The 12,398-nt window shown below is 35.4% G+C and carries 12 protein-coding genes and 1 riboswitch; all 12 genes read left to right on the plus strand.

All coding sequences use genetic code 11. From position 1 onward, the window contains the following. Positions 1-7: 7 nt before the first annotated feature. The 12 genes from ABC346_RS10425 (at position 8) to yunB (ending at position 12,117) form a co-directional block, all read left to right on the plus strand. Positions 8-1,645 (plus strand): AMP-binding protein, encoded by a 1,638-nt coding sequence (locus tag ABC346_RS10425; protein ID WP_413234777.1) that lies wholly within the window; start codon positions 8-10, stop codon positions 1,643-1,645. A 27-nt stretch (positions 1,646-1,672) separates the two neighbouring features. Then, positions 1,673-2,419, plus strand: a complete 747-nt coding sequence (locus ABC346_RS10430) for an SDR family NAD(P)-dependent oxidoreductase (protein ID WP_413234778.1) — start codon at positions 1,673-1,675, stop codon at positions 2,417-2,419. A gap of 37 nt (positions 2,420-2,456) precedes the next feature. Continuing rightward, positions 2,457-3,317: a 3-hydroxyacyl-CoA dehydrogenase NAD-binding domain-containing protein gene (locus ABC346_RS10435; RefSeq protein ID WP_413236543.1), complete on the plus strand. Its 861-nt coding sequence runs from the start codon at positions 2,457-2,459 to the stop codon at positions 3,315-3,317. Position 3,318: 1 nt separating this feature from the next. After that, on the plus strand, positions 3,319-4,491 hold the full coding sequence (locus tag ABC346_RS10440; protein ID WP_413234779.1) for an acyl-CoA dehydrogenase family protein: 1,173 nt from the start codon (positions 3,319-3,321) through the stop codon (positions 4,489-4,491). After that, complete coding sequence (locus tag ABC346_RS10445; protein WP_413234780.1) at positions 4,481-5,260, plus strand: enoyl-CoA hydratase/isomerase family protein; 780 nt, start codon at positions 4,481-4,483, stop codon at positions 5,258-5,260. Before ABC346_RS10440 ends, ABC346_RS10445 begins: the two co-directional genes overlap by 11 nt. 22 nt (positions 5,261-5,282) lie before the next feature. After that, on the plus strand, positions 5,283-6,029 hold the full coding sequence (locus tag ABC346_RS10450) for an SDR family NAD(P)-dependent oxidoreductase (RefSeq protein ID WP_413234781.1): 747 nt from the start codon (positions 5,283-5,285) through the stop codon (positions 6,027-6,029). Between the two features lie 18 nt (positions 6,030-6,047). Then, on the plus strand, positions 6,048-7,205 hold the full coding sequence (locus tag ABC346_RS10455) for a thiolase family protein (protein ID WP_413234782.1): 1,158 nt from the start codon (positions 6,048-6,050) through the stop codon (positions 7,203-7,205). A gap of 225 nt (positions 7,206-7,430) precedes the next feature. Continuing rightward, on the plus strand, positions 7,431-8,258 hold the full coding sequence (locus tag ABC346_RS10460) for a sulfite exporter TauE/SafE family protein (protein ID WP_413234783.1): 828 nt from the start codon (positions 7,431-7,433) through the stop codon (positions 8,256-8,258). 10 nt (positions 8,259-8,268) lie between these two features. Then, positions 8,269-9,672, plus strand: a complete 1,404-nt coding sequence (locus tag ABC346_RS10465) for a bifunctional metallophosphatase/5'-nucleotidase (RefSeq protein WP_413234784.1) — start codon at positions 8,269-8,271, stop codon at positions 9,670-9,672. Between the two features lie 67 nt (positions 9,673-9,739). After that, positions 9,740-10,048, plus strand: a complete 309-nt coding sequence (locus ABC346_RS10470; RefSeq protein WP_413234785.1) for a YunC family protein — start codon at positions 9,740-9,742, stop codon at positions 10,046-10,048. Between the two features lie 134 nt (positions 10,049-10,182). Next, positions 10,183-11,271, plus strand: coding sequence for an HD-GYP domain-containing protein (locus tag ABC346_RS10475; RefSeq protein ID WP_413234786.1), 1,089 nt, complete (start codon positions 10,183-10,185; stop codon positions 11,269-11,271). 57 nt (positions 11,272-11,328) lie between these two features. Next, the gene (yunB, locus tag ABC346_RS10480; RefSeq protein WP_413234787.1) at positions 11,329-12,117 is read left to right on the plus strand and encodes a sporulation protein YunB; all 789 of its coding nucleotides are present in this window, start codon (positions 11,329-11,331) and stop codon (positions 12,115-12,117) included. Between the two features lie 40 nt (positions 12,118-12,157). After that, a riboswitch (Lysine riboswitch) is annotated at positions 12,158-12,334 on the plus strand. The last annotated feature ends 64 nt before the right edge of the window (positions 12,335-12,398 follow it).

Here is a 12,398-nt window from a genome sequence, read left to right on the forward strand (position 1 = left end):
GGGTATGATGGAATTTGAAACTTTGTTAACTAATGAATATATTGAAGCATATCAAGATTACTGGCCGAATAAAACGATTTTAGATTATCTTCAACATGCTATACAACAACATCCTAATAAAACAGCAATTGTGGATAAGAAAAGTAGATATACGTATAAAGAAGTTGGTAGATTAGTAGATCGAGTGGCGTTAGGTTTACTTCAGTACGGAATGAAGAAAGGTGATGTTATTTCCATTCAACTACCGAATTGGAATGAATTCATTATCTTACATTTAGCAGCAACACGAATAGGAGTAATTACAAATCCGCTTATCCCAATTTACCGTGATAGGGAAATTGACTATATGGTAAAGATGACTGAAGCAAAAATGATTGTCGTACCAGAATCATTCCGACAATTTGATTACCCTGAAATGATCTCGCGACTAAGAGATGGATGGCCGAATATGGAAGTTGTATTTGTACTAGGAGAAGCTAAGTTCGATAATATGGAATCACTTTGTGTTCTATTTGATTACCCGTGGGAAAACGAAAATAACATGGAGCAGTTAAATGAAATAAGTATTGATCCAAATGATGTTACAGAAATTATCTTCACTTCTGGTACAACTGGAAATCCCAAAGGAGTAATGCATACCCATAATACGCTGTGTGTATCCACAAATTATTGGATTGATCGACTACAACTTGAATCAAAAGATGTTATGTTTATGGCTTCTACATTTGCGCATCAAACCGGTTTTGGTTATGGTGTTCGGTTACCGATTCATTTAGGGGGAACAGGGATTTACCAAGATATTTGGAATCCTCATGAGTTACTAGACTTAATCCCTAAAGAAAAAATAACATTTACAGCAGCAGCAACACCATTTTTACAAGATATATTGCAAATCGAAGGTATTGAAGATTTGGAATTAGATACATTCCGTATTTTCGTTGCCTTAGGTGCACCGGTTCCTCGGGCAATCGTCAGAACAGCAAAAGACAAAGTGAAATTCCGTATTATAGCTGGTTGGGGACAATCTGAAAATGGATTAGTTACGTTAACTTCACTGAATGATAGTGATGAAAGACTAGTAGAAACGGATGGTTTCGCTTTCCCTGGAATGGAAGTGAAAATAGTCGATGATCAATTTAACCCACTCCCTGAAAATCAAGAGGGATTACTTATTAGTAAAGGGCCAGCACAATTCGTTGGTTATTTCAAACAAATGGAAATTACTAAAGAGGAACATTATCGAGGATGGTTTATCACTGGTGACCGAGCCATGATGGATCAAGAAGGGTATATTCGAATTACGGGAAGAGAAAAAGATATTATTATCCGTGGTGGTGAAAATATTCCAGTTGCCTATATTGAGAATGTGTTATATGAACATCCTGATATTGATGGAGCACAAATTGTGGCTATGCCTGATAAGCGTCTTCAAGAAAAAGCATGTGCATTTATTTGTATGAAACATGGAAAGAAGCCGCTTACTTTACAAGATGTTCGTCAATTTTTGAAAGAAAAGAAAGTAACAAAGCAATATTGGCCAGAACATATCGAAGTAGTCGATGATTTTCCTAGAACACCAAGTGGGAAAATACAAAAATTTAGACTACGAGAGCAAATCATAAATCAGCTTAATCAAACATTATGATGTTGAAAAAAGTATGGAGGGATAGAAATGAAGAAAAAAGTAGCTTTTGTTACAGGTGCTGGAAGCGGAATAGGTAGAGAAATAGCTATTATTCTTGGAGAGAGAGATATGAATATAATCGTTGCAGATATAGATAGAGCAAATGCAGAGGAAACGGTCTCTATCTTGAAACAACACGGGGCCGAAGGAGTAGCAGTTTATTGTGATGTTACAACATTAGAAAGTGTTAAAGAAGCAGTATCGGAAACACTAACACATTATGATTCTATTGATGTATTAGTCAATAATGCTGGCTGGGATAAAGTAGAACCATTCTTAGAGAGTAATCCATCTACTTGGAAAAGGATAGTAGATATAAATTTAATGGGACAAATTCATACATGTAAAGAAATTTTACCTGTAATGGTTGAAAATAAAAATGGAAAGGTCATTAATATTGCTTCAGATTCTGCAAGAGTAGGTTCCAGTGGTGAAGCTGTTTATTCAGCAGCAAAGGGAGGAGTCGTGGCATTAACGAAAACGCTAGCTAGAGAGATGGCCAGACATAAGATTAATGTTAATTGTATTGCACCTGGTCCAAGTGATACGCCACTATTTGCAGAGATTGGTTCGTATAATCAAGGAATTACCAAAGCTTTAGAGAAAGCGATACCATTTAGGCGCCTAGCTAAACCAACAGATATAGCAAATGCTGTAGGATATTTTGCTTCTGAAGATGCGAACTATGTAACTGGGCAGACTTTATCCGTTAATGGTGGATTAACAATGGTCTAATTCAAAGCTAGAAGATAACTTAAGAGGTGAGCAAATGATTAAACAGATTACTGTCATTGGTAGCGGTACGATGGGGAAAGGGATTGCTTATCAAGCTGCTATATCCGGATTTGATGTTATTATTCATGATATTTCGGAGAAAGCACTTAAGCAAGCTCATGATGATATCCATCGTTTAGCAGAGAAAAGTGAAAACAAAAGGTACATTAATCATTCCCAATATACAAGTGTGCAGGAACACATTATTTATACAACGGATCTAAAAGAAGCAGTGAATAAAACAGATCTTGTAATTGAAGCTGTAATTGAAAAAGTAGATGAAAAGATAAAGGTCTTTAATGAAATAAACAAATATGCTCCAGATAATGTCATATTAGCAACAAACACATCCACAATTAGTCCAACAGAAATTGGTGCATCTACAAAGCACCCAGAAAGATTTATTGCGATGCATTTTTTTAATCCTGTACATCAAATGAAATTAGTTGAAGTTATTAGAGGAATAGAAACGTCTGATGAAACGGTAAATGTAATTAATTCTGTTGCTAAGCAATTGAACAAGGATACAGTCGAAGTAAATGAATTTCCTGGTTTTGTAACAAGTAGAATGAATTGTGTCATTGGAAACGAAGCGATGAATATGCTTATGGAAGGCGTTTCAACAGCAGAGGGAATAGATAAAGCTATTAAGTTAGGATTGAATCATCCGATGGGACCTTTAGAAATGGCTGACTTAGTTGGTTTGGATACAAGATTACGTAATATGCAATATTTACATCGTATCTTAGGTGAGAAATATCGACCTTCACCAATACTTATAAAATATGTAACAGCAGGAAGATTAGGTAAGAAATCTGGACACGGATTTTATAACTATTCAAATGAGAGAGGGAGTTAGAATGAGTCTATTATTATCAGATGAAATTTTAGAATTAAAACAAGGGATCCGTGATTTTATTGATAATGAAGTTGAACCATTTGCAATGGAAATAGAGGAGACAAATGATATTCCAGAGCGAATCATGAATAAATCAAAAGAAATGGGATTATTTGCATTAAGTGTTCCAGAACAATATGGCGGACTAGGATTAAGCATGCTAGCAAAATGTGCTGTACTAGAAGAGGTCGGTAGGACTCATAATGGATTTACAACAGTTATTGGCGGTCATACCGGCATTGGAGGAGTTGGTATCGTAGAATTAGGAACAGAATCACAAAAGCAAAAGTATTTACCGCCAATGGCAACTGGTGAAAAAATAGGGGCGTTTGCATTAACAGAACCAAGTGCAGGATCTCATGCAGCCAATTTAAAAACAACAGCTGTAAAAGAAGATAATAAATATATTTTAAATGGTAGTAAACATTATATAACCAATGCCCCTATTGCTGATATTTTTACAGTTATGGCAGTAACTGACTCTAAAAAAGGAGCAAAAGGAATTACATCATTTATTGTTGAACGGGATACTCCTGGATTGATTATAGGGAAACAAGAAAGAAAAATGGGACTAAAAGGGTCACATTCATCCGAAGTCTTCTTTGAAAATTGTGAAGTACCTAAAGAGAATATTCTTGGTGAAGAAGGTTCGGGATATGTGAATGCGTTAAAAATTTTAGCTAATGGCCGTGCTGGGATGGCAGCACGTAATTTGGGATCAGCCGATAAATTACTTGAAATGTCAATTGAATATGCGAAACAAAGAGTTCAATTTAATCAACCTATTTTTGAACAACAAATTATTCAACATTATTTGGCAGAAATGGCGGTCGATGTAGAATCATTACGATCAATGGTATATCGTATCGCCTCTATGGTAGATGCGAACGTTAATGTAATTAAAGATGCGGCTATGGTTAAATTACTAGGATCAGAGGTATATAACCGAGTTGCAGATAAAGCCGTTCAGATTCATGGTGGTATTGGGTATATCTCAGAGTATCCAATAGAAAGATTTTATCGAGATGCGCGCATAACAAAAATCTATGAAGGAACCTCAGAAATTCAAAAGAATATCATTGCAGCTCAATTATCTAAAGAATTTGAGAAGAAAGGTGTAACGCATGGCATATAAAAATATACAATTCTCCAAAGATAATAGATGTTCAAAAATTGTTTTAAACCGTCCAAATGCCATGAATGCATTAGATGAACAAACAGTTCAAGAGATTTGGGATGCGCTGGACTATATTGAGAATGATGATGATATCCGAGTAATTATTTTTACAGGTGCTGGTAAAAAAGCATTCGCAGCAGGTGCTGAAACTAAACAGTTACAACATCGGAAATCAATCGATGTATTTACACAACGTAATTTGACAAAGTTATGTAGTCGGATAGAGGCATTCAATAAAGCAACAATAGCAGCAATTAATGGATTTGCATTAGGCGGTGGTCTGGAATTAGCATTATCCTGTGATATTCGAATAGCAACTGAAAACAGCAAAATGGGATTACCCGAATTGAATTTAGGTGTAATCCCTGGAGCTGGTGGCACGCAACGTTTATCGCGAATTGCAGGTAAAGGACTTGCTCTAGATATGGTATTAACAGGGACATATATCAGTGCCGACGAAGCAAAACAAGTAGGACTTGTCTCTCAAATTGTAAAGTCAGATGAACTATTAGACTTAGCATATGAAAAAGCAAAAAAAATAATAGATAAGGGTCCTTTAGCTGTACAACTTGCTAAACTTTCCATTCACACAGGGCATGATGTCGACATGGATACTGGCGTCCTAATTGAAAGTCTTATTCAATCATTTTTATACGGTACGGAAGATAAGCATGAAGGGACCAGTGCTTTTATGGAAAAGCGAAAAGCTAGTTTTATAGGAAAATAATATCCATAAGAGGATGATAAAGATGAACGTAGATTTAAAAGGTAAGAATATACTCGTTACTGGATCCGCAAAACGTGTTGGACGTACTATTGCGGATGCCATAGCTGAAAACGGTGGGAATATTGCATTGCATTATCATCATTCTAGTGAAGATGTACTTGTAACACATAAACAATTAGAAAAGTATCATATTAAATCTATCATGGTTCAGGGTGATATTTCTAAATATGATGAAGTGATTGCAATGAAGAAAGAGATTGAAGAGAAACTGGGTTCGATTGATTATATCGTGAATAATGCAGGATGGGTACAGATGAAATCTTTCTTTAAATATCAACCTGAAGAATGGAAGAAAGAAACGGATATTTGTTTTCACGGGGTACTAAATTTAGCATACGTATTTCTCCCTCCAATGAAAGAAAAACAACGTGGAAAATTCATTAATGTTGTAGGAGATTCCGCAAGAACTGGTGACAAACATTTAATCATTTCTTCTGCTGCCCGAAGTGGTGCTATAAGTTTCGTGCAATCCTTGGCAAAGGAAGTAGGAAAAAATGATATTCAATGTAATACGATATCGTTAGGAATGATTGATCAAGGAGACGTAAGTAAGGAGCATATTCACAAACTTGCTAGAAATTATCCTTTAAAAAGAATTGGAACGCCAGAAGATATAACAGGAGCTGTTTTATTTTTATTATCAGATAGTGCTGATTGGATTACAGGGCAAGTATTGAGTGTCAATGGAGGGTACTCCATGATTCACTGATTAGAAAGAGGTAGGCATATGAATAATCAAGAAAATGAGGCAGTAATCGTTGAAGCAGTTCGGCTACCAGTAGGAAAAAGAGATGGTGTATATGCGGAAACAAGGTCTGAATATATGTTATCAACTGTATTGGAAGCTGTTATGAATAGAACAAGTATAGCAAGAGAAAATGTTGATGATGTTATAGTTGGTTGCGTCACTCAAAACCAAGAGCAAGGAAATAATATTGCTCGGATAGCTTCTTTAATTGCAGGATATCCGGAATCGGTTCCGGGAATGACAATTAATCGTAAGTGCGGATCGTCCCAACAAGCGGTGCATCTTGCTGTTCAAAGTATTATTAGTGGAGATTGTGATACCGTCGTTGCAGCAGGAATTGAAAATATGACAAGGCAACCAATTGGTTCAGATACGAACGGATTACCAGATGAATTAATAAAAACATATGATTGGCCAAGTTTAGGGTTGGCCGCTGATCGAATTGCCGAAAAGTGGGAACTATCTAGGAGCGAATTAGATGAATTTGCAGTTAGAAGTCATATTTTAGCAAATGAAGCAAGTGAAAGAGGTCTTTTTCAGCGGGAAATCACACCAATTGAAGTAGAAAAAAATGGAGAAAAAATTATTGTGAAGCATGATGAGGGGATACGCGCTAATACTTCTACACAGAAATTAGCAACTCTAAAACCTTCTTTTCAAGAAAATGGGAAAATTACAGCTGGTAATTCAAGTCAAATAAGTGATGGAGCGTCAGCTATTTTAGTTATGAGCAAGGAAAAGGCACAAACACTAGGTGTGACTCCAAGAGCGAGAATTATTGCAAGTGATGTGATTGGTTGTGATCCAAAATTGATGCTTACTGGAACAATTCCAATTACAAAAAGAATTTTACAAAAAGCAAATTTAACAATGGATGATATAGATATCTTTGAATGTAATGAAGCATTTTCATCCGTGATCTTAGCTTGGATGAAAGAATTAAATCCTAAAATAGAGAAGGTTAATCCACGTGGTGGTGCAATAGCTTTAGGACATCCAACAGGTGCGAGTGGGGCAAGAATTATGACAACATTGCTTCATGAATTAGAGGATTCCAATCATCGCTTTGGATTACAAGTAATGTGCTGTGGTGGTGGAATGGCGACAGCCTCCATCATGGAGGTTATTAATAGCTGAGCTAATTCACAACAATTCATCAAAATGGATGTACACAGGAATCAACTAATATTTTTATCGCCATACTTAAAATAGCTTAATAGAAAAAAGCAACACTAAAATGCATGAAATCTTTCATTAGATCTCATGCATTTTTTATATAATAATGATCAATTTCAATTCGCACTATTACGTTAAATAAGTATACCTATGATATGATAAAGGAAAATAAAGGAGAAGATATCAATGGTTGTGGCTATAATCTGTATTATAATCGCTATTCTGGCGGCCTTTATTGGTTCATTAGTAGGGCTTGGTGGTGGAATAGTACTTATTCCGTTACTTTTACTTTCCAGCCAATTCGTTACTGGTTTTGAATGGGTCAGTCCACAATCAGTAGTTGCAATGTCTCTAGTTGTAATGATTTTTACTGGGATTTCATCAGTGCTTACCTATGCAAAACAAAAACAAGTTGACTTCTATGCAGGTAGTATTTTTCTCGCAGGTAGTATTCCTGGTAGTATGCTTGGAGCATGGTTAAATCAATTTGTAGATACTGACGGATTTTATCTTTATTTTGGTATTTTAATTATAGTTATTTCTATTATAATAAGTCTTAAAAATAAAGCTTCTAAACGAAGACGGAGTGTAGATATTTATGAGCCAGGGGCAAGAAGTTTTGAATTAAAAGGTGAATTATACATATATAAATTATCTTTCATATCTGCAATTAGCATTGCTTTATTTGTAGGAATGTTGTCTGGTTTGTTTGGAATAGGCGGAGGCGCAATAATGGTACCGGTAATGATGTTATTATTTGGATTTCCAGCTCATTTGGCCGCTGCAACGTCTATGTTTATGATTATATTTGTCAGTTTCATGGGTGCGATAACACATGTATATTTAGGAAATGTTGTCTGGGAGTATGTGCTTTTCTTTATACCTGGAGCATGGATAGGTGGTAAACTTGGAGCGAAGGTAAATCATATTTTATCAAACAATGTACTAGAATTAGTATTAAAATTGATGCTTGTTTTAGTTGGTATACGAATGATTATGCAAGGCATTGGTTAGGAGAATATACATGTCAAAAGAACAATTAACGTTTTACTTTACAAATGATCTACATAGTCATTTTTTACAATGGCCAAAAGTAGCGGCGTATTTACTTCATAAACAAGAAACGCATAAAACTAATCAAGAGACCTTTTGGACGTTAGATATAGGAGACCACGTGGATCGTTCTCATCCGATTACAGAAGCAAGCCGTGGTAAAGCAAATATAGATTTACTTAATCAACTAAATTATGATGTCGTGACTTTAGGAAATAACGAAGGAATTACTTTGTCGCATGATGAATTATATCATCTGTATGATCATGCTAATTTTTCAGTGGTTTGTTCTAATCTAGAAAGTCTGGATGGTCAATTACCAGCTTGGTTAAAACGAAGTGAAATCAAAGAAACAGCTAGTGGCATTAGGATCGGTTTCTTAGGTCTAACCGCTCCGTTTAATGCGTTTTATGAGCTTTTGGATTGGTATATTGATAATGAATTTGACGTGTTAGATCGTTATATAACTGAATTAGAAAAAGAAACAGATATTATAGTGTTGTTGTCTCATTTAGGAATTAGTGTTGATCAGGAAATCGCTAGGCGGTATCCTTCTGTAGATATAATAATGGGCGGCCATACCCATCATTTATTACAGGAAGGGGAGAGGATTAATCATACGTTAATTACAGCGGCTGGAAAACACTGTTTTTACGTAGGAGAAGTCACTGTAGAATGGAGCCATGAGGAGAATCGTATTACAAATCGCAATGGTTATGCAGTAGATCTCCGTAATACCATTCCTGATTTAAATACAGAACAATATATACAATCATTATATGAGCAATCGAAGAAATATCTAGATAATGTTATCGTCAAAGCAAACAAACCAATTGAAGTGAATTGGTTTGCAAACACACCAATCATTCAAAGTTTGACAACTATGTTAAGAAAATGGACAAAAGCGGATTTTGCGATGTTAAATGCAGGAGTACTGTTGGAAAGCCTTCCTGCTGGTCCAATTACGTATGGAGACATACACCGTATTTGTCCTCACCCGATCAATCCTGTTTTAGTTGATTTGAAAGGGGATGAACTCATAGAAGTAATACGAGCATCTTTATCTAAGGATTTCACAGAATTGAAGTTAAAAGGGTTTGGATTTCGCGGTGAAATTCTAGGGAAGATGATATTTTCTGGTTTAGATGTAATCACAGGTTTTCATCGTACCGGTGGTGAGTATGTAAAAGCAGTTTATGAACAAAATGGAAAACAGATTGATCCGGATCAAACTTACTATATAGCTACTGCAGATACATTTACGTTTGGAAGGTTATTACCTGAGATTGCCAAATCAACAACCAAGCAATATTTCGTACCTGAATTTTTAAGAGATCTTCTTGCCGAAACTTTATTACAGCAATATTCATCTTAGAATGTGACGTTTTTCATGCCTCCTGCATACACTTATAGTGAATTTTATAAAGGGGGCAAATGTACGAATGATTACAATAGAACCTCTCGAGGTAGATGGAATTATATTCACTGCTGTAAGTGTGGAATTGCCAAAGACAACATTGTTAACGATTAGTAATGATGTAGGTTATATCATGTGTGCAGCACTCGATGTTGATATTTTTAATGAAGTACCTAAACTACAAGAACGGAATGTGGTAGCTGGTCGTGCGATGGGAGTAAGATCAATCGATCAATTACTTAACGCACCACTAGAAAAAATCACAGATGCATCTAAAGAATATGGATGGGAAGTTGGAATGACTGGGAAAGAGGCTTTATTAAAAATATCATAACCGTTTAAAAAGCTTTTCTTTTTATAGGAGAAGCTTTTTAAATTATCTGGAAAAATATGATAGGCATATGATTGGATGTTTGGTACTATATTACTAAGAAAATGTTGAAAGATGTCGGATTATAGGAGAAATCTATGAAACTAGTAAGTACGAAACTTATTCAGTCTGAAGATACATTAGCGCAATCGTTATATAATGAGCAAGGAGTAATTCTATTGGCTCGGGGAATGAAGTTGACATCAAGCGTTATTAAAAAGCTGCTAGATAGGGGAATTACTTATGTTTATATTGAAGGTGACATCGATGATGATCAGTATTACGAACCAGTTATTTCCGATCAACTTCGTCAAAAAGCAGTACATACACTTAACGATACATTTAAAGGGATAAAACAAGCAGGGCTTCTAAGTAAGTCTTATATCTTGCAAACAAAAGAAACGGAGTTAAAAGAAGTTGTTGACCAGATTTTGGATGAAGTAGAAGGTAATGAAAGTTCGTTAACATTGCTTTCGGATATTATGATCACCAACGATTATATTTTACAGCATTCTCTAAATGTAGCTATATATTCTATTGCGATAGGAAAGCAATTAAATTATACTTCCGAACAATTAAAAGAACTAGGTATCGGGGCATTATTACACGATGTTGGAAAGATTTTTATTGAATCAGATATTTTAAATAAACCTTCAAACCTAGATGAAGCAGAGTTTCAAATTATTAAAAACCACACCAAATTAGGATATGATTATTTACGTAGCTATCCAGGATTTCCAAAAAAAGTTGCTCAATGCGCATATCAACATCATGAAAGACTAGATGGTTCTGGTTACCCTTTAGGTCTATATGATAAAGATATTATTCCTTATGCGAAGATTATAGCAGTGGCTGATGTTTTTGATGCAGTAACAAGTAATAGAGTTTATCGAGATGCTTTACTACCGCATGAAGCTTTGGAAATCTTATATGCTGGCGCAGTTAGGGAATTTGATATAACAATTATTGAGGCATTTAAAAAAAGTATCGCTGTATATCCAGAAGGGTTAATGGTTACTTTGAGTGATGGGAGTTTTGGAAAAGTAATTAGACAAAATAAACAATTATGTGATCGGCCGATTATTCGTGTGGCCGAAGTACAAGGTAAGATACTGGATAATCCATATGAATTAGATTTAGGAAGAGTGATGAATACACTTATTACGGAAGTTATGAAAAATAGATAATCCATAGTTCTACCCTCTCTAAGAACAAGCATACATTGTGTAGAGGGGGTATGAAGGTTGAGGTTCAAAAGAAGATATCGCATCCGGAGAAGGACATACAGAAGGCCTCCACAACGTCAATTTTTATTAATTATAACCCTTATCATATTTGTTGTATCCATGGCCTTTAGTTTTTGGATTATTAATGACAAGATTGAACCAATAGTTAAAGACATTGCAAAGAGGAAAACCGAAGAATTTGCCACACGTGCAATAAATTCCGCGGTAAACTTTGTAGGTGAATATAGTTTTGAAGATATGATTGATATTACTTATGATAACGATGGGAACTTTGTTACTTACAATCAAAATAGTGCGGTAATTAGTGAAATTAATCGAGTTGCTACAGATCGTGTGGAAGAATTTTTTGTACATGTAAATGAAGGGAAACCTTTAAGTTTTGAATATAACTTAGAAGAACCTTTGAATGATGACGGAAGTGCTGAGGGGAGAGCAGCTATTGATCCAACTCTCATTGAGATCCCTCTTGGACAAGTGACAGGTAATTCGGTACTATCAAATCTTGGTCCGAAGATTCCTATTAATATGCAAGTTATTGGAAATGTGAGAACAAATGTAGTAAGGGAAACCGAAGAATTTGGCATTAATGGGTCGTGGGTTACTTTGTATGTGAATGTAGAAGCAGATGTACAAATTATTGTTCCATTTACGTCAGATGTAACTACAGTTCATACAGAATTATACTTAGACAGTGGTGCAATTATGGGCAAAGTTCCTGATTTTTATGGCGGAGACGGGACTCCGGATATAGCTATACCAAAAGATGATTTGCAGAATGATGAATAATATAGTATATTACTAGTAATTGAATAATGCCTTATCAGATCGGTGAGGTAGAGGAGCATACAACATTAGTAATCAACAAGAGGATGACAACGATGAAAGTTGGTGGAAGGGTTGTTTGCCGAAGCGTAGTAAGGGTCATACTTATTATTGCTGGTACATCTTTGAATAAAAGATGCACTGTCATGCAAGAATTTGTGCATGGAGAACTACTGATCGAAATGGAGGATAACGTTTGTTGGTAAAACAATGATGGTTATTTTCTGTCGTTGTTTTTTTTGTGC

The sequence above is a fragment of the Oceanobacillus phoenicis genome, from assembly GCF_047238145.1.
Taxonomy (GTDB): domain Bacteria; phylum Bacillota; class Bacilli; order Bacillales; family Amphibacillaceae; genus Oceanobacillus.

Bases quoted from the DNA above. Each gene is read 5' to 3' on its own strand.
- ABC346_RS10425 (WP_413234777.1), top strand. From the start codon at position 8: ATGGAATTTGAAACTTTGTTAACTAATGAATATATTGAAGCATATCAA.
- ABC346_RS10430 (WP_413234778.1), top strand. From the start codon at position 1,673: ATGAAGAAAAAAGTAGCTTTTGTTACAGGTGCTGGAAGCGGAATAGGT.
- ABC346_RS10440 (WP_413234779.1), top strand. From the start codon at position 3,319: ATGAGTCTATTATTATCAGATGAAATTTTAGAATTAAAACAAGGGATC.
- ABC346_RS10445 (WP_413234780.1), top strand. From the start codon at position 4,481: ATGGCATATAAAAATATACAATTCTCCAAAGATAATAGATGTTCAAAA.
- ABC346_RS10450 (WP_413234781.1), top strand. From the start codon at position 5,283: ATGAACGTAGATTTAAAAGGTAAGAATATACTCGTTACTGGATCCGCA.
- ABC346_RS10455 (WP_413234782.1), top strand. From the start codon at position 6,048: ATGAATAATCAAGAAAATGAGGCAGTAATCGTTGAAGCAGTTCGGCTA.
- ABC346_RS10460 (WP_413234783.1), top strand. From the start codon at position 7,431: ATGGTTGTGGCTATAATCTGTATTATAATCGCTATTCTGGCGGCCTTT.
- ABC346_RS10465 (WP_413234784.1), top strand. From the start codon at position 8,269: ATGTCAAAAGAACAATTAACGTTTTACTTTACAAATGATCTACATAGT.
- ABC346_RS10470 (WP_413234785.1), top strand. From the start codon at position 9,740: ATGATTACAATAGAACCTCTCGAGGTAGATGGAATTATATTCACTGCT.
- ABC346_RS10475 (WP_413234786.1), top strand. From the start codon at position 10,183: ATGAAACTAGTAAGTACGAAACTTATTCAGTCTGAAGATACATTAGCG.